At 60.7% G+C, this 18,473-nt stretch carries 13 protein-coding genes; 9 read left to right on the forward strand and 4 right to left on the reverse strand.

What is annotated here, in order from left to right; translation table 11 throughout:
• Positions 1-95: 95 nt before the first annotated feature.
• From ACI3L3_RS15555 to ACI3L3_RS15595, 9 genes are all read left to right on the forward strand, one after another.
• Positions 96-3,692, forward strand: a complete 3,597-nt coding sequence (locus tag ACI3L3_RS15555) for an EAL domain-containing protein (protein WP_404846072.1) — start codon at positions 96-98, stop codon at positions 3,690-3,692.
• Between the two features lie 516 nt (positions 3,693-4,208).
• A complete protein-coding gene (locus tag ACI3L3_RS15560) occupies positions 4,209-5,765 on the forward strand; it encodes an ABC transporter substrate-binding protein (RefSeq protein ID WP_404846073.1) in 1,557 nt (518 codons plus the stop codon).
• Positions 5,766-5,963: 198 nt separating this feature from the next.
• Positions 5,964-6,941: an ABC transporter permease gene (locus tag ACI3L3_RS15565; protein ID WP_404846074.1), complete on the forward strand. Its 978-nt coding sequence runs from the start codon at positions 5,964-5,966 to the stop codon at positions 6,939-6,941.
• Between the two features lie 2 nt (positions 6,942-6,943).
• Positions 6,944-7,861, forward strand: coding sequence for an ABC transporter permease (locus ACI3L3_RS15570; RefSeq protein ID WP_404846075.1), 918 nt, complete (start codon positions 6,944-6,946; stop codon positions 7,859-7,861).
• An 81-nt stretch (positions 7,862-7,942) separates the two neighbouring features.
• Positions 7,943-8,860 carry an ABC transporter ATP-binding protein gene (locus tag ACI3L3_RS15575; protein WP_404846206.1) on the forward strand — a complete coding sequence of 306 codons (918 nt, stop codon included), beginning with the start codon at positions 7,943-7,945 and terminating at the stop codon, positions 8,858-8,860.
• A gap of 97 nt (positions 8,861-8,957) precedes the next feature.
• A complete protein-coding gene (locus tag ACI3L3_RS15580) occupies positions 8,958-9,908 on the forward strand; it encodes an ABC transporter ATP-binding protein (protein WP_404846207.1) in 951 nt (316 codons plus the stop codon).
• Between the two features lie 91 nt (positions 9,909-9,999).
• The gene (locus ACI3L3_RS15585; protein WP_404846076.1) at positions 10,000-10,317 is read left to right on the forward strand and encodes a GIY-YIG nuclease family protein; all 318 of its coding nucleotides are present in this window, start codon (positions 10,000-10,002) and stop codon (positions 10,315-10,317) included.
• 3 nt (positions 10,318-10,320) lie between these two features.
• Positions 10,321-11,922: a peptide chain release factor 3 gene (locus tag ACI3L3_RS15590; RefSeq protein ID WP_404846077.1), complete on the forward strand. Its 1,602-nt coding sequence runs from the start codon at positions 10,321-10,323 to the stop codon at positions 11,920-11,922.
• A 46-nt stretch (positions 11,923-11,968) separates the two neighbouring features.
• Entirely contained in the window at positions 11,969-12,586 is a 618-nt protein-coding gene (locus tag ACI3L3_RS15595; protein WP_404846078.1) for a 3'-5' exonuclease, read from the forward strand.
• Positions 12,587-12,841: 255 nt separating this feature from the next.
• Here the strand turns inward: ACI3L3_RS15595 and acs are convergent, their stop codons facing one another.
• The 4 genes from acs to ACI3L3_RS15615 form a co-directional block, all read right to left on the reverse strand.
• A complete protein-coding gene (gene acs / locus ACI3L3_RS15600) occupies positions 12,842-14,785 on the reverse strand; it encodes an acetate--CoA ligase (protein ID WP_404846079.1) in 1,944 nt (647 codons plus the stop codon).
• 137 nt (positions 14,786-14,922) lie between these two features.
• A complete protein-coding gene (locus tag ACI3L3_RS15605; RefSeq protein WP_404846080.1) occupies positions 14,923-15,789 on the reverse strand; it encodes a LytR/AlgR family response regulator transcription factor in 867 nt (288 codons plus the stop codon).
• 157 nt (positions 15,790-15,946) lie between these two features.
• Positions 15,947-16,534, reverse strand: coding sequence for a glycerol-3-phosphate 1-O-acyltransferase PlsY (plsY, locus tag ACI3L3_RS15610; RefSeq protein ID WP_404846081.1), 588 nt, complete (start codon positions 16,532-16,534; stop codon positions 15,947-15,949).
• 225 nt (positions 16,535-16,759) lie between these two features.
• Positions 16,760-18,256 carry a sodium-dependent transporter gene (locus tag ACI3L3_RS15615; RefSeq protein WP_404846082.1) on the reverse strand — a complete coding sequence of 499 codons (1,497 nt, stop codon included), beginning with the start codon at positions 18,254-18,256 and terminating at the stop codon, positions 16,760-16,762.
• Between the last annotated feature and the right edge of the window lie 217 nt (positions 18,257-18,473).

The following is an 18,473-nucleotide window of genomic DNA, read 5'->3' on the forward strand; positions in this document are numbered from 1 at the left end:
CGGCATCATATTGTTTTTATGCCTCCTTTTGCGTAAGCTATCCGCCATCCATGCAGCACCCTCATGTACTCAAAAGGATATGGGCCAACAGAAGTATGCTTCTGACGCTCAAAGTCCTGCTTGGCGTTACGACAGTCGTAGCGGTCTTTGCACTTGTGACGTCATCCATTGAGCGCAACGCCATTGAGCGTCACGAACAAACGTTCAACGACCAACAACATGTCCAAACGCGCATTGCGGCGCAGGGCTTCAAGCAGTCGCTGTCGGACCTTGATGGGACGATACGCGGCGCACTGCGGGCCATTACGCCGTCGCGTCTTGTTTCGTCCCCGCGGGCGAATGCGCCGGAGTTGCTTTCCATTTTGCGTGGCAGCCCGCTGGTGGCGGGGATGGTCCTGCTCCCTGACGACGGCTCGCCACTGCTGCTTGGCGAGGCCGAACCAGGCACACGCCTTTCGGAGGCCATTGTCCGATGGGTCGAAGCCCACCGCCTTGCCGCGCATGACATTCCGGGCGGGCCTTATGTTGCCCCGCTTGTCGTAACACCCAGCGACCAGCGCCTTGGGCTGCTCTATCCGCTCTCGCCGCACACTGGGGATCCGGCGGTGCTGGCCATCATCGTCAACCTGGAACACCTGGCGAACCTCTTCATCGCGCCACTCCGGTCCGGACAGTACGGCGCGGGCTTCCTCGTGGATGGTGAGGGTACGGTGCTGTACGACCATGAAACGGACATCATCGGGCAGAACATCTTTGAGGGCATGCACAAGGGGTTTGAGGACCTTCTCCGTGTGGATAAACGCATCACGTCGGAGCCTTCGGGCACGGACGCCTACACGTTTCCGCTTATGCGCGGGCTGGAAGTCTCGCGCAAGCTGGTGGCATGGACACAGGCGCACTTTGCCAATGCTCGGTTCTCGGTCGTCCTCTCGGCCCCGGAGCGCGAGATTGCCCATACGCTGTCTGACCTGCACACCCAGCAGGCCTTGGCGTGGGTTGTTTTGCTGCTGCTCCTGCTGGCAACGGGCGTTCTGGGCATGTTCCGCAATGTGATGCACCATGAAAAAACCTCGCGCCAGCGCTTGGCGGACATCCTTGAGCACCTGCCGGACCCAACTTTTGTGGTGGACGAGAAACAGCGAATTCTTGCGTGGAACAAGGCTCTTGAGGACATGACCGGCGCAAGCAAAGCGCAAATGCTGGGCGCGCCGTCAACGGAGATTGCGCGGATTTTCTTTGGTGACGAAAAACGCCCACTCCTGCTGGACGCCCTGAACGGCGCCGAACTCCCTGACGTGTACGACAATATCACGCGGGACGGAGACGTTATCCGCTGCGAAACCTTCCACCCGAATTTACGTGGCGGCGAGGGAGCGTATCTATGGATAACCGCCGCGCGCCTGCCGGACACCTGCGGCTGCCCGGCCGGGGGCATTGAAACCCTGCGCGATATCACCACCCGCAAGCATTACGAAGAGCGCATCAAATCCAGCGAGGAACGCTACGCCCTTGCGGTGGCCGGTGCCAACGACGGCATCTGGGACTGGGACCTGACGACGGACACTGTCTATTTTTCCCCGCGCTGGCTGGAAATCATCGGCCTGAGTCCTGCGGAGGAGCCAAAGGCCGTCACCCTTTGGATGGACCGCATCCACCCCGACGACAAACAACGGGTGCTGGCCTGCAACCATACGGTTATCCACGGCACACAAAACCACTTTGAGGTGGAATACCGCCTGCGGCATACGGATGGCAGTTACCGCTGGATTCTGGGCCGCGGGGCGGGGCTGCGCGCGGAGGACGGCTCCATCCGGCGCGTGGCGGGCGCGCATACCGACATCACGGAGCGCAAGCACACGGAAAACGTCAATGCCGTGCTGTTCCACATCTCCAACGCCATCAGCACCACGCGCGACCTCGACCACCTGTTCTCCTCCATCCACGCGGCGCTGAAGGCGTATATTGACGCGGACAACCTCATCATCGCCCTTGTGGACGAAGAACGGGACCGGCTGGAATTCCGCTACCTGCATGACGAGGTGGAAACGCACCTGAGCGCGCTGGAGAATATCTCGTCCACCTCGGTACGCGGCATGAACATGGAAGTCATACGCACAGGCCAGCCGCAACTGCTGCACCGCGAGCAGCAAATGGCCGTGGAGGTCATTGGCACACCGTCCGAGGTATGGCTGGGCGTTCCCCTCATGCTGGACGGCAAGGTCATCGGGGTCATGTCCACACAGGACTATGCGGACCCGCACAAATTCTCCGAGCTGGACGTGGAGCTTATGGTCTCGGTGTCGGAGCAGGTGGCCATGGCCATCCAGCGCAAGCAGAACGAAGAGGAACTCGCGCGCCTTGCCCTGCACGACCCGCTGACGGGCCTGCCGAACCGCAACCTCTTTTCCGAGCGCCTGGAGCGCGCCCTCCAGCGCACCAAGCGCCACGCGGCCTACCAGTTTGCGGTGCTGCTGTTTGACCTTGACGGCTTTAAGAAGGTCAACGACTCCTTTGGGCACCATGTCGGGGATGAACTCCTCACCCGTGTCGCCACGCGCCTGAAGCCCGCCCTGCGCAACACGGACACCATGGCCCGCCTCGGCGGCGACGAATTCGCCATCCTGCTGGAGGACTTCAACTCCACGCGTGAGGTCATCTCCATCGTCAAACGCATTCAAGGCGAGGTGGGGCGGCCCTACGTCACCGCGCAATCCACCATCACCATCTCCGCCAGCATCGGCATTGTCCTGCAGGGCACGCAGTACACGGATACCGAAGCCATCCTGCGCGACGCGGATACCGCCATGTATCAGGCCAAGGGCATGGGCAAGGCCACCTTCATGGTCTTCAACAAGGAAATGCACGAACAGACCGTGCAGATGCTGACCATGGAGCGCGACCTGCACAGCGGCGCGGCCAACGACGAGTTTGAACTCCAATACCAGCCGCTTTTCAACACAAAGGATTTCACGGTCTCCGGGGTTGAGGCGCTGGTGCGGTGGCGGCACCCGGAGCGGGGCCTGCTCAGCCCTGCGGACTTCCTTGGTGTTGCCGAGGACTGCGGCTTTGTGGCGCAACTGGATACCATGGTCATCGGCAAGGCCTGCGCGGACATGGCGCGCCTTGTTCAGTCGCCCCATATTCCGGGGGACTTCACTATGCATATCAATATATCATCCCTCCAGTTGCAGAATTCCGGCATCACCACCTCCATCGCCGCCTGCCTGCGGGAGTCCGGGCTGGCCCCGGAACGCCTGACGCTGGAATTTTCCGAGCACGCGGCCATGTCCGACCCGCCCGCCGCGCTGGAGACCTTCCGCCGCCTCAAACGCCTTGGGGTAAGCATTGCGCTGGACGACTTCGGGACCGGGCAGTCGTCGCTGTCGTACCTCCAGCGCTTTCCCATTGATACCGTCAAGGTGGACAGACGCTTCACCAACACCATCTGCACCAGCACAGAAGACCGCCGCACCGTGCGGTCCATGACGGTGCTGGCCGAAAGTATGGGGCTAGACGTCATCGCTGAAGGCGTGGAAACACAGCAGCAACTGGACCTGCTGCAGGAGTTCAAATGCGACATGGTGCAGGGTTTTCTTTTCGGAAAACCCGTGGCGTACGACAAAGTGAGCAGTATGCTGCAATCCATGGAAAAACTCGCATCCCCCCTTGCGCAAACCGAACACATCGCATAATCTATAATCGCGTGGTTCGCCTCTGCCTTATACGCCGCCCCCTGCCATTGGCGGCGCAGGCAACGGCCCAGCGCCTCCGTCCTCCAAACAGCGTGCTTGGATCCTCCTGACCGGTCCGGTGCGAAGCGGCACACCCCCCGCAACGCCCGGACCGCGTCACGTTTTGACAAAAACGCAGAATCCCACCATCCCACCACAGCCAATTTCCACAATAGCTGCGGCCGCAAGTCCCCGTATCCACTTTCATATTGTCAATTTCGTCATGAAAATGTAAGAGTGTCCAACGTCGTCCATCCCCGTGGTTTCGTTTTGGATACCTGCCACAGGACGAAAAGGGGCGTGTGGTGTCTGCGTCTTGCTTTCCACCGCACCTCCAGCAACATTGCTTTCGCGCCGTATCTTCGGTATTGCCGCGAAAAGATACGCATTTCTCATAGATGCGCATCAGGCTGCAGGCGGGGGCTGCCTGTAGCCCATGACAGTATTGTCACCCAACTACCTATTTGGAGGTGCTTGATGAGACGTTTTATCATTGCATGCATCTGCGCCGTTATGGTCGTGGGCATGAGCTCCATGGCTTCGGCAAAGACGCTGAAGGTCGCATTTGATGCCGACCCGGTTTCCCTTGACCCGCATGTGCAGCTGTCCGGCGGCATGCTCCAGTACTCCCACCTCGTTTTTGATCCGCTCATCCGCTGGACCAAGGACATGGCCTTCGAGCCGCGCCTTGCCGTGAAATGGGAGCGTATCGACCCCCTGACCATGCGCTTTTACCTGCGCAAGGGCGTCAAGTTCCACTCCGGCAACACCTTCACCGCTGCCGACGTGAAGTGGACCCTCGCCCGCCTGAAAAAAAGCCAGGACTACAAGGGCCTGTTCACGCTCTTTGATGAGCCCACCATCATCGATGACTACACCATCGATATCAAGACCACCAAGCCGTACCCCCTGCTGCTCAACATGGCGACCTACATCTTCCCCATGGACAGCAAGTTCTACACCGGCATGGACGAAGAGTCCGGCAAGCCCAAGGACGCCATCGTCAAGATTGGCCCCTCCTTCGCCCTGAACCACGAGTCCGGCACCGGCAAGTTCACCGTGACCCACCGCGAGCACGGCGTGCGCATGGTCTTCAAGGCTTTCCCCGAGTACTGGGACAAGAACTCCGGCAATGTTGACGAGCTCGTCCTCACGCCCATCAAGCAGGCCGCAACCCGTGTGGCTGCCCTCCTGTCCGGCGACGTTGACTTCATCATGCCCGTGCCGCCCCAGGACTACGACCGCATCGACGGCGACCCCCGCGTGAACCTGATCACCATGCCCGGCTCCCGTCTCATCACCCTGCAGCTCAACCAGAAGCGCCGCCCCGAGTTCGCTGACCAGCGTGTGCGTCAGGCCATTGTCTACGCCACCAACAACGCGGGCATCGCCAAAAAAATCATGAAGGGCCGCGCCACCGCTGCCGGTCAGCAGGCCCCCGAAGGCTACGTGAGCTTCCAGGAAGACCTGAAGCCCCGCTTCGACCTGAACAAGGCCAAGCAGCTCATGAAGGAAGCAGGCTACGCCGACGGCTTTACCTGCTCCATGATCGCCCCCAACAACCGCTACGTGAACGACGCCAAGATCGCGCAGGCCTTTGTTGCCATGCTCGCCAAGATCAACATCCGTGTTGACCTGAAGACCATGCCCAAGGCCCAGTACTGGGATCAGTTCGACGCTCAGGTTGCCGACATCCAGATGGTTGGCTGGCACCCCGACACCGAAGACTCCAGCAACTACACCGAGTACCTGCTGATGTGCCGCGACCTCGAAGCTGGCATCGGCCAGTACAACAGCGGCAACTACTGCAATGAGGAAGTGGACAGCCTCATCAACGCTGCCATGACCGAGACCAACCCGGCCAAGCGTAGCGCCATCCTCAAGAAGGCCGAACGCATCATCTATGATGACGCCGCCTTCGTGCCCCTGCACTGGCAGCACCTCTCCTGGGCCGCCGCCCCCAAGTGCAAGAACGTGGACGACATCGTCAACGTGATGAACTTCCCCTACTTTGGCGACCTGATCGTCGAGTAGCCAGCTTGGTCGGAGTCGTTGAGGACTTGCATAATTGACCACAAAAGTGTAAATCCCACCCGCTCCGGTGAAAGCTTTTGCAGGCCCGGTCGCCCTTTGGCGGCCGGGCCGAACAAAGGCTTTCGCCTTCCCATTCAGGGTGTTGCGCCCTTCTCGGGCGCGACCGCAGAATCCGCAAACTCACAACAAGCATAGGCCATGTTCGCATTCACAGTTCGCCGCATTGCGCAGGCACTCATCGTGATGCTGGTTATCAGCGTCATCGGTTTTGGCATCAAGCAGGCCGTCGGCGACCCGATCCGGGATATCGTGGGCATATCCGTGTCCGCCGCCGAAAGGGCGCGCCTTGCCGAGGAGCTGGGGCTTAACGACCCGCTCCCCGTCCAATGGGTTCGCTTCGTCAAGGACGCCGCTCACGGCGACCTTGGCCAGTCCTTCTTCTTCAAGCAGCCCGCTCTGGAAGTCATCATGCAAAAGGCCCCGGCTACGCTGGAGCTGGTCATCGTTGCTTCCATCATCATCTTGGTTCTTTCCATTCCGATAGGTATCTACTCGGCATGTAAACCGAATGCATTCCTCTCACGATTCTTCATGGGAGGGTCAATCATAGGCGTCTCGATCCCCGTCTTCTTGACGGCTATCCTGCTCATCTATTTCTTCTCGGTGAAACTGCACTGGCTACCATCATATGGACGCGGCGAAACCGTTATGCTGTGGGGATTCTGGAGCACCGGCTTCCTGACGGCGGATGGTCTGAAGCACCTTATTCTGCCGGGCATCTCGCTGTCCTCGGTTATGCTGCCGCTGTTCATCCGCCTTATCCGCGCGGAAATGAAGGAAGTGCTGGAAGCCGAGTACATGAAATTTGCCCGCGCCAAGGGCCTGAGGCCGTGGCGCATCCTCATTGTGCACGGCTTTAAAAACACCCTGCTCCCGGTCATCACCGTGGGCGGCGTGCAGCTGGGCACCATGATTGCCTTTACCGTTTTGACCGAAACGGTCTTCCAGTGGCAGGGCATGGGCTTCATCTTCCTGGAAGCTGTGGAGCGCGCAGACTCCTCGCTTCTGGTGGCCTATCTTGTGTTCGTCGGCGCCATCTTCGTGTGCGTGAACACCGTTGTGGACATCATCTATGGCCTGGTGAACCCCATGGTCAGGGTTGCAGGTAGGAAATAATAATGAGCATCTGGAAACGCTTCAAAAAGTCGTACTTCCTCTATAGCTTCCTGCGCGATCCGCTGGCTATGGGGAGCTTCATCATGTTGGTCTTCTTCGTGGTGGCCGGTTTTTCCGCGCCCATCACCGCGCCGACCAACCCCTACGACACATCGCAAATCAGCATCATGGATTCCGAGCTGCCGCCCATCTGGATGGACGGCGCGGACCCGAACTTCATCCTCGGCTCCGACGCACAGGGGCGCGACCTCCTGTCCACCATCCTCTACGGCACCCGTGTGTCTGTGGTTATCGGCCTTGGCGCCGTGAGCCTGCAGGCCATGCTCGGCATCCTTATCGGCCTTGTGGCCGGCTACCGCGGCGGCAAGCTGGACTCCATCCTCATGCGTGTGGCTGACGTGCAGCTGTCATTTTCCACCTATATGGTGGCCATCTTCCTCGGCGCCATCTGTCAGGCCGCCTTCGGCGTGGCCAAATACGAGCAGATTGCCGTGCCGTTCCTTATTTTCGTCATCGGCTTTGCCGAGTGGCCGCAGTATGCGCGTACCGTTCGCGCCTCTGTGCTGGCCGAAAAGAGCAAGGAATATGTGGAAGCGGCCCGCGTCATCGGCCTGCCGTCCCGCCGCATCATGTGGCGTCACATCCTGCCCAACACGCTCACCCCGGTGCTCGTTATCTCCACGGTGCAGGTTGCCAACGCCATCATGAGTGAGGCCGCCCTGTCCTTTATCGGTCTGGGCATGCCCGTGACCAAGCCGTCCCTCGGCTCGCTCATCAAGTCCGGCTTTGAGTACTTCTTTAGCGGCTCCTGGTGGATCACCATCTTCCCGGGCATTGTGCTGGTTGGCCTCATCCTGTCCATCAACCTGCTTGGTGACTGGATGCGCGACTTCCTCAACCCCAAACTGTACAAGAAGTAAGCCGTGAAGATTCAACCGCAAGACACAACCAACGAGACCGGCAAGCTGCTGGAAGTCCATGACCTGACGGTCAAGTTCGCCATGCGCAAGGGCACCCTGCCCGCGGTGAACAACGTGAGCTTCTCCCTGAATCCGGGCGAACGTATGGGTCTGGTCGGCGAATCCGGCGCTGGCAAGTCCGTCACCGGCTTTGCCATCCTGAACCTGATCAGCAAGCCCGGCTACATTGAGTCCGGCAGCGTCCGCCTTGAGGGCGAAAATATATCGGCCCTGTCCTACGACGAGATGCGCCACATCCGCGGCAACCGCATCAGCATGATTTTTCAGGATCCCATGATGACCCTGAACCCCGTGCTGACCATCGGCACCCAGATGGTGGAAACCCTGCAGGCGCACCAAAACATCTCGCGCAAGGACGCCGAGGCCATCGCCATTGAAAAGCTGCGCAAGGTGTACATTCCCTCGCCGGAAAAACGCCTGGAGCAGTACCCGCATGAGTTCTCCGGCGGCATGCGCCAGCGCATCGTCATCGCCATCGCCCTGCTCACCTCGCCGAGCCTTATCATTGCCGACGAGCCGACCACCGCGCTGGACGTGACCATTCAGGCCGAAATCATGGCCCTGCTGGAAGAGCTGTGCGAGACCGAAAACATGGGTCTCATCCTCATCACGCATGACCTCGCCGTCGTGTCGCAGGTGACCCAGAAGATCGCCGTCATGTACGCAGGCCGTGTCATCGAGATGGGCCTGACTGACGAAATCATCAAGAATCCCCTGCATCCCTACACCCGTGGCCTCATCAGCGCCCTGCCTCAGGCCGGCGGCGCCAAGGGCGCGCGGCTGGCACAGATTCCCGGTGTGATGCCCAGCCTGCTCAGCATCCCCAAGGGCTGCGCCTTCCACCCGCGCTGCAACATGTGCTCCTCGCAGTGTACGACGGAGCTGCCGCTCCTCACCTCGCGCGAATCCGGAAACCTTGTTGCCTGCCACTGTGTATAGGGAAGGACGGTAACTCTCTGTGAAGACTTCTGTCGATACGACCAATCCGCTGCTCGGCGTTAAAAACGTCGTTAAGCACTTTGATATCTCCGGCGGCATGCTGGACCAGATTAAGTTCAGCGGCGGCAAGATTCGCCGCGAGCAGACCCTTGTCAAAGCCGTTAACGACGTGACCTTTGACATCTTCCCCGGCGAGACGCTCTCCGTGGTTGGCGAGTCCGGCTGCGGCAAGTCCACCCTCGCCCGGACGGTGATGGGCCTGTATGCGCCCACCAGCGGCGAGCTGCGCTACCGCGGCGAGCGGTACGACAGCCTCACCGCCCGCCAGATGATGCCCTACCGCGCCAAAATGCAGATGGTGTTTCAGGCCCCCTACGCGTCCCTGAACCCGCGCATGACGGTCAAGCAGATTCTGGAGGAGCCGCTGCGCTTCCACTTCCCCACCCTTTCCGACGCCGAAGTGCGTGACAAGCTGGAGGAAGTGATGGGTCTGGTTGGCGTGCGCCCCGGCTGGGCCGGCAACTACCCCCACGAATTCTCCGGCGGCCAACGCCAGCGCATCTCCATTGCCCGCGCGCTGATGGTGGACCCGGAATTCATCGTGGCGGACGAGCCCATCTCCGCGCTGGACGTGTCCATTCAGGCGCAGATTCTGAACCTGCTTATGGACGCGCAGGACAAGCGCGGCCTGACCTACATGTTCATCAGTCACGACCTGTCGGTTGTGGAGCACATCTCCACCCGCGTGGCCGTGATGTACCTTGGTACGCTGTGTGAACTCACAGAAGCCGACAAGCTCTTCAACGATCCCCTGCATCCGTATACGCAGGCGCTGTTGTCGGCCATCCCCAAGCTGGGGCAGAAGGGATCGGATCACGTCAAGCTTTCCAGCGACGTGCCGACGCCCATCAACCTCCCTACGGGCTGCGTGTTCCACGGCCGCTGCCGCCACGCCAACGAGCGATGCCGCAGGGAAATCCCGAAGCGCATTGAGCCGTCGGCAGGGCACTTTGTTGCCTGCCACGCCGTGGAGGAAGGCCGCATCTAAGGTGCTGCACTTTCTGACCTTTTGGTAGTCATTCCCCGCCCGGGTCCGCCCGGGCGGGGATTCTGTTTCTCACACCTTCATTTGGGCAAGCATGGACAACGCGCCTCATACTCCTTGGTACGTCTACCTTTTGCGCTGCGCGGACAACTCGTTGTACTGTGGCGTCACCACGGATATCCATCGCCGCCTAAACGAACATAATTCCGGGAAGGGTGCCCGCTATACCCGCGGACGCGGACCAGTCCGGCTGGAGGCGTATGCCACCTTTGCCGACAGGGTCACCGCCTGCCGCGTGGAATACGCCGTAAAACAGCGGCCCGCCGCTGAGAAACCCGCCTTTCTACAACACATGCAGGACGTCCACGCCGCTGGGAAAGACTCTGGCGACACCGCGTCCTCCTTGGAGTGATTTGTGTCCAATACCGCTCTTGCAAATGAAATCCGCCGCGAGGTGGCCAAGCGCCGCACCTTCGGCATCATCAGCCATCCGGACGCCGGTAAAACCACGCTGACCGAAAAGCTGCTGCTCTTTGGCGGCGCCATTCAGATGGCCGGCACCGTCAAGTCGCGCAAGGCCTCGCGCCACGCCGTGTCCGACTGGATGAAAATGGAACAGGAACGCGGCATCTCCGTGACCTCCTCGGTCATGAAGTTCGAGCACAAGGGCTACGAGATTAACCTCCTCGACACCCCCGGCCACGCCGACTTTTCCGAAGACACCTACCGCGTGCTCACCGCTGTGGACTCCGCCCTTATGGTCATTGACTCGGCCAAAGGCGTTGAGACGCAGACCGCCAAGCTCATGGACGTCTGCCGCCTGCGCGACACGCCCATCATCAGCTTCATCAACAAGCTCGACCGCGACGGTCAGGACCCCTTGGACCTGCTGGCGGACATTGAAGAAAACCTCAAGATCGAATGCGCGCCCATGACGTGGCCCATCGGCATGGGGCTGGACTTCAAGGGCACCTACAACCTTGTGGACAACACCCTGCACCTGTTCAGCCCTGACAAGGGCGCAGAAGTACAGGAAGGCGTCATCATCAAGGGCCTTGACGACCCGCTGCTGGACGAATACCTCGGCGAGCAAGCCGGGCAGCTCCGCGACGAAGTGGAGCTTCTGCAGGGCGCGGCCAATCCCTTTGACAAGGAGCGCTACCTGAAGGGCGAGCAAACGCCCGTCTTCTTCGGCAGCGCCATCAACAACTTTGGCGTGCGCGAGCTGCTGGACCACTTTGTGGAGCTGGCTCCCGCGCCCGGTCCGCGCCCCACCACCACCCGTGAAGTGGACCCCACGGAAACGGGCTTCTCCGGCGTGGTGTTTAAGATTCAGGCCAACATGGACCCCCGCCACCGCGACCGCATCGCCTTTATGCGCATCAACTCCGGCAAGTTCACCCGAGGCATGAAGGTTAAGCACCACCGCATCGGCAAGGACATCCAAATCAAGGACGCCACCATCTTCATGGCGCAGGACCGCGCCAACGTCGATGAAGCCTACCCCGGCGACATCATCGGTGTGCACAACCACGGCACCATCAAGATCGGCGATACCTTCACGGACAAGGAAGCCCTCAAGTTCACGGGCATCCCCAACTTTGCGCCGGAGCACTTCCGCCGCGTGCGCCTGCGCGACCCGCTGAAGACCAAGCAGCTCCACAAGGGCCTCATGCAGTTGGCCGAGGAAGGCGCGGTGCAGCTTTTCCGCCCGCTGACCAACTCGGACTACATCATGGGCGCTGTCGGCGTGCTGCAGTTTGAAGTTATTGTCGCCCGGCTCAAGAACGAGTACAGCGTTGATGCGGCCTACGAGCCGGTAAACCTGCACACCGCCCGCTGGGTCAGCGCCGAAAACCAGCGCGACCTGGACGCCTTCCGCAAAAACTACATGGGCGACCTTGCCCTGGATGCGCAGGACGATCTGGTCTTTTTGCCCAACAGCATGTGGCGTCTGGAGTCCACCGTGGAGCGGTGCCCGGACATCACCTTTACAAAGACCCGCGAGCACAACTAGGCTAAAGCAAACACGCCGCCGCGAAAGCGGCGGCTGGACACAACCAATGCTTATGACGGATATATCGAAATATCAGGGTAAAATCGCAAAAGACGAAATTATGGCCCTCCCCCTGCGGGCCTGGGAAGGCGAGACGGAACTCGTGAATACGCCAGAGGCCGTGCCGGATGCGCTGAATGCACTCAGCGCCGCACGGGTCCTTGGCTTTGACACGGAATCCCGCCCCGCCTTTCGCAAAGGCAAGTACTATCCGCCGTCCCTCATCCAGTTGGCGACGGCGGACAAAGTGTTCATCTTCCAACTCTCCAAGCTGGAGTTCCCGGACGGGCTGTGCGACGTGCTGTCCAACCCCGCCATCGTGAAGACCGGCGTGGCCGTGCGCGACGACATCAAGGACCTGCAAAACATCAAGTCCTTTCCCGAGGACGGCTTTGTGGACCTTGGCGTAGTTGCGCAAGCGCTCAAGCTGGAAACCCACGGCCTGCGCAACCTCGCGGCCAAGTTTCTGGGCTTTCGCATCTCCAAGAGCGCGCGCTGTACCAACTGGGCCAACCCGCGCCTGACCAAACAGCAGATTGCCTACGCCGCCACCGACGCTTGGGTGTCGCGGGAAATCTACATGGCCATGGACGACTGCGGCCTGTTTGACATCCAGCCCAACTAAAACGCGGCCCTCCGGCCCAAAAAGCGAGCCCCCCGCATCCACGTGATGCGGGGGGCTCGCTTTTTGAGTCGGGGCGGGGGGACGCTCTGCGGCAACGCGCCTCGCCGGTGGCGCCGCCCTGCCGCGCAAGGCCGTGCGGACTCCAGCGCAGCGCCCCACCCTCTCTACCGGCCACGGTCGATGACTGAGCACGGCGGCTCCTGCGGCCCTCGGGAACATGGCGCCGGCCCAGCCCCAAGCGCCCCAGCGCGGCGGCTAGGCGTCGTCGTCCTGCACAAGGGAGGGCATATCGCCGGGGTCCTCGCCAAGTTCCTCGGCGCGCAGAAGCCGCCGCAAAATTTTTCCGCTGGGCGTTCTGGGCAGGCTGGCGCGCGGTTCAATGGTCTTGATTTCCGCAACGGAGCCAAGCTCGGCGCGCACGTGGGCGCGCAGGGCGCGGACAAGGTCGTCCAGCGACGCCCCGTCAGCGTCCCACTCCTCGGCCAGCACCACAAAAGCCTTGGCCACTTCGCCCTTGATGGAGTCCGGCACGCCGATTACCGCCGCCTCAGTCACGGCCTTGTGGGACACCAGCGCGCTCTCCACCTCGGCCGTACCAATACGGTGCCCGGCAATATTCATCACTTCATCCGCGCGGCCCTGAATCCAAAAATACCCGTCGGCGTCCTTGCGCGCCACGTCGCCGGCGCAATACACGCCGCCGGGGATGCGCTCCCAGTAGTCTTCGCGCAGGGCGTCCGGCGCGCCGTGGATGCCGCGCATCATGCCCGGCCACGGCTGGCGCAGCACCAAAAAGCCGCCCTTGCCCGCGGGCACGGGTTGGCCCTGCGCGTCCACAACATCGGCGTCAATGCCCGGTATGGGCCGGTTGACGGAGCCGGGCTTCAGGAGCGACAGCGGCAAGGGCGAGATGAGAATCATGCCGCTCTCGGTCTGCCACCACGTATCCATGATGGGGCACTCGGAATGACCGATATTCTTGTACAGCCACACCCACGCCTCGGGGTTGCACGGCTCGCCCACCGTGCCCAAAAGGCGCAGGGTGGAGAGGTCTTTTTGCCGGGGATACTGCGTGCCATAGCGCATGAGCATACGGATGAGGGTCGGCGCGGTGTAGAGGATGGTCACGCCATAGCGGTCCACCACGTCCCACAGGCGGTCCGCCTGCGGGTACAGGGCCGAGCCTTCATACATGACGGTAGTGGTTCCCGCGATGAGCGGACCGTACACCACATAGCTGTGCCCGGTAATCCACCCGGCGTCCGCCGTGCACCAAAAAATATCCGTGGGCTTGATGTCGAAGACCCAGTTCAGGGTTCGGTTCACGCCCACCATGTAGCCGCCGTGGGAGTGCACAATGCCCTTGGGCGTCCCCGTTGTGCCCGAGCTGTACAGGATGAACAGCGGATCGTCTGTATTGAGCACTTCCGTCGGGGACTCCGGGCTTTCGCGGCGCACAAGGTCAGCGTACCAGAGGTCACGCGGCTCGTGCATTTCGGCCTCAACATTGGCCCGGTGCACCACCACACAACTTTCCACGCCGCCCGCATCCGCGCCGGACAGGGCCTCATCCACAATATGCTTGAGGTTGATGACCTTGCCGTTGCGGTAGAAGCCATCGGCCGTGACGAGGAGCTTGGCTCCCACATCGCGCAGTCGGTCGCGCAGGACCTTGGCGGAATAGCCGCCGTAGACCAAGGTATGCACCGCGCCAATCTTGGCGACGGCCAGCATGGCGATGGTGACCTCCGGCAGCAGCGGCATATACAACACCACATGGTCCCCGCGCCCAATACCCAGCGAGCGCAGGGCGTTGGCGAAGCGGTTCACCTCGCGGTAAAGCTCATAGTAGGTGTATTTGCGCTGGTCGCCGGGTTCGCCCTCCCAGATGAGGGCGAGCTTGTTTTTGTTGGGGGAGTCGATGTGCCGGTCCAGCGCATTGTAGACGATATTGCACTTGGCTCCGGGAAACCACGTGTATTGCGGGGCCTTCGAATCATCGAGCACGGCGTCCCACTTCTTGAACCAGTCCAGCTCGTGCGCGGCGTCCTCCCAATAGGACAGGACGTCCTGCTCGGCCTTCTCAAGGGCCATGCGGTATTCCTGCGGGTTGACGTTCGCCTCGATGACGATTTGCGGAAGAGGACGGAAGACCCGCTCCTCCTGCAACAAGGCGTCAACAGCTCCTGTATGGTCCATCTCGAACTCCATGGTTACGCAGTTTCCACCACCGCTTCTTTGTCATAGCGCAGGTGGAGCCGCCAAGCGGCGACTATTCGGCCAAAGGGCCGTGCGGCGCGGTAAGCGGTCGCCGCGGGAAAGCATATTCGGTTGGGCTACAGCCCCAAAATTTTCTTCAGCTCGGCAATGCGCCTGCGGCTGATGGGCAGCTCAATGCGCGTTTTGCCCGCCGTTCGCAGCATAAAGTTGCTGCCCGGAAGCGAGGCGATTTCCGTCACCATGTCCAGATTCACCAAATATTTGCGGTGCACGCGGAAGAATCTGTGCATGCGCAGCCGGTCCTCCAGATTCTTCAACCTGTAGGACGTTAAAAACTTTTGCTTGGCCGTGTGCACGTAGGAATAATCCTCGTAGGCCTCAACAAAGATAATCTGGGTGTAGGGGATAAGCAGGGTGCGCCCGTCCATGGTGACGGCCAGCTTTTCGATGTCCACCTGCCGCGCCTGACTGGTGTAGTCCCACGCCTGCGAGAGTGCCTTGAGAAAGCGGTCCTCATCCTCGTCGCCAAGGTGCACCTGCACCGTGGCTTCCTCGCTCACCTCGGCGGCGGGTTCCTTCCAGTGCGCGGGCTCGGGTATTTCCTTATAGTGGGCGCGGAATTGCTTCAGGCGCTGGATGGTCTTGCCAAAGCGCTCACCCTTCACCGGCCACAGCAGGTAGTCCGTGGCGCCCATCTCAAAGGCGGTAAAGGCGAGGGTTTCATCCTCGGCAATAAAGACCATGGCGGGCTTGTGCTTTTTCCCGGACAGAGCTTGCGCCAGCTCAAAGCCGGACACCTCGCCGGGCAGGTCCACCGCGGTAAAAATGACGCCGTAGGGGATGTGCTCCAGCATGGCGAGGGCTTCCTCGCCGGTGACGGCCTCGCCCAGCACGCGGCAAAAATCCGCTTCGCCAAGGAGTTCCCGAAGGGACTGCCTCACGAGCGGGTCGCGGTGCACAAGCAGGACGTTCAGCTGGGACATGCGCCATCCATTGGGTTGAGTCGCGGCGGCCAAAGCACTTCTAATCCCTAGAGATAGCGTGAAAAAGCCCGGCAGGCAAGAACGCGCAGAACACCGCGCAAAACAAAGGCCCCGGCAAAGCCGGGGCCTGTTGTGTACAAAAGCGGGCGCGGAGAGGCTAGTGCGCCTTTCTCCACGGCTTTTCCTCGCCTACGGCAAGGCGGGCGATGTTGTCGCGGTGCCGCCAATAGACCAGCACACCGATAAGGGCCGCAAAGAGAGCGAGGGTGAACTCACCCGTCACCACCAGCAAAATGGGCAGTACGGTGACGAGGGTCAGGGAGCCGAGGGACACGTAGCCCGAGGCCAGCACCACAACCACCAGCAGCAGCGCGGAAATGACCGTGGACCACGGCGCAAGGGCGAGGAACACACCAACCGTGGTGGCAACGGCCTTGCCGCCCTTGCCGTTCAGGAACACGGAATACACGTGCCCCAGCACGGCGGCGAGGGCCACACAGCCCAAAAACACCTTGGACTGGCTGAACATGCCCGCAACCAGCACAGGCACAAAGCCCTTGCCAAGGTCGCCAATCAGCGCCAACACGCCATATTTGAAGCCACACAGGCGCGCCACATTGGTGGCCCCGGTGTTGCGGCTGCCTTCAAGCCGAGGGTCGATGCCGCAGCAGACCTTGGCGACCAACAGTCCGAAGGGCACGGCGCCCAGAAGATAGGTAATAGCGATCCAACCGAGTGACAGCATGGTTTTCTCCTTGATAAATGAACCTCCCCCACCTACCAGCACTTGCGCCGATGAGCAAGCCCGCAGGCCCCAGCCCGCGTGAACGCGGCAGATTCCTGTCGTTTTCGGCCCAATTCACGCCCATGGGCGCATACACCACGCCTCAGCGCCCAAAAGCGCAAAAAAACGGGCGCAGCCAAGCGGCCGCGCCCGTTCATAAATGGCAGTTGCCTTCGTTGCGGGTGGCTAACACTCGCGCTGGGCCGTCGCCAGCGAGTCGGAGTTCTTGGTCACCTGAATGAGCCAGCCCAGCAGCAGGATGCCCACGGCAATGCTCCAGCCAAACATGGTCAGGGCATGCTGGGGGTACCCACCGTACGGGGTGGTCACGTCGCCGATGAAGTTCTTGATGGCCATGTAGCCAAGCAGCAAGGGCGTCACGAACTTGAGGCTAAAGTTCCACCAGCGGCCAAGGGCAAAGTCGGACACGGCGTTGATGTGCCTGCGCAGGCCTTCAAGGTTGAAGAACCACGACATGGCCACAATTTCCACAAGGCCGGTCATCAGCACGCCAAAGTTCATGACAAAGTGGTCCACGATGTCCAGAACAAGCAAGCCGGCGTTGCTGGCAAACACGGCTCCGGCAAGGATGCCCGTGATGCAGTAGGCGGAAACAGCCTTGCGGCGCGAGATCTGGAACTTGTCGCGGATGGCGGCCACACAGGCCTCACAGATGGAAATCTGCGAGGACAGGCCCGCCACCACAATGGCGCAGAAGAACAGGGTGCCAAGCACCTTGGGCATGGGCATAAAGTTGATGGCCTGCGGGATGGTCACAAAGCACAGACCGACGCCGGAGCTGACCACTTCGCTGATGCCAACGCCCTTAGCGGCGGCCATGTAGCCCAGCACGCCAAAGATCATGATGCCCGCCAGCATGGAGAAGCCGCAGTTGATGAACACGGTCAAAAACGCGTTATTGGTGACGTCGGACTTCTTGGGCAGGTATCCGGCGTAGGTGATCATGATGGAGAAGCCCGCGCCAAGGGTGTAGAAAATCTGACCATAGGCGGCAATCCACACGCTGCCTTTGCCAAGGGCGCTGAAGTCGGGCTTAAAGAGCCAGTCCACGCCCTGCACAGCGCCGGGCAAAAAGAGCACGCGCCCCACAATGGCAAGAACCAGCAAAAAGAGGACGGGCATAAAGAACTTGCTGGCGCGCTCGATGCCAGCCTTCACGCCGCTGAACAGCACAACCCAGCACACGCCCCACGCCAGCAAAATAGCGCCAAAGACCGGCCAGTTCATGCCGCCGAAATTGGTGGGAGAATCAGAAATATTCAGGAACGTGTTCATGAAGAACTCGCCCGTATTGGTGCCCCACGCCTGTGTGACGGCAAAGCCCACATACGAAATGGCCCAGCCCACAACGGCGACGTAGTACAGGGAGATGACAAAGGCCACCAGCACCTGCCACCAGCCAATCCACTCCCACTTGCGGGAGATGGAGGTAAAGATGCGGGGGGCGGAGCCACGGAACTTGTGCCCCATGCCGTATTCAAGAATAAGCAGGGGAATGCCAGCCGTGAGCAGGGCGACCATGTAAGGAATAAGGAAAGCGCCGCCACCGTTTTCATAAACCATGTACGGGAAGCGCCAGATGTTGCCGAGACCGATGGCCGAGCCAACGGCGGCCATGATGAAGCCAACGCGGGAACCCCACGTCTCCTGTGTGTTGCTCATTTTGGATATCCCTTCCTTCGTCAAGCAAACAAATAATGAAACAAGTCGTGTCAGGACGTGTCCGTCTGCGGCGGACAATGCCTTAAAAGGCAAATTTCAATGCAGAAAACTTCCCTTTTGGAAACTTTAACCCCTTGCAAGTTCCTGCTTCGCAAAAAACCTGCTATAAAAAGTTCCCATACGGAAATAGCCTTATCGTCTACCCCTCCTGAACTGA

It is taken from the genome of Desulfobaculum sp. SPO524 (assembly GCF_044987625.1).
Classification (GTDB): domain Bacteria; phylum Desulfobacterota; class Desulfovibrionia; order Desulfovibrionales; family Desulfovibrionaceae; genus Desulfobaculum.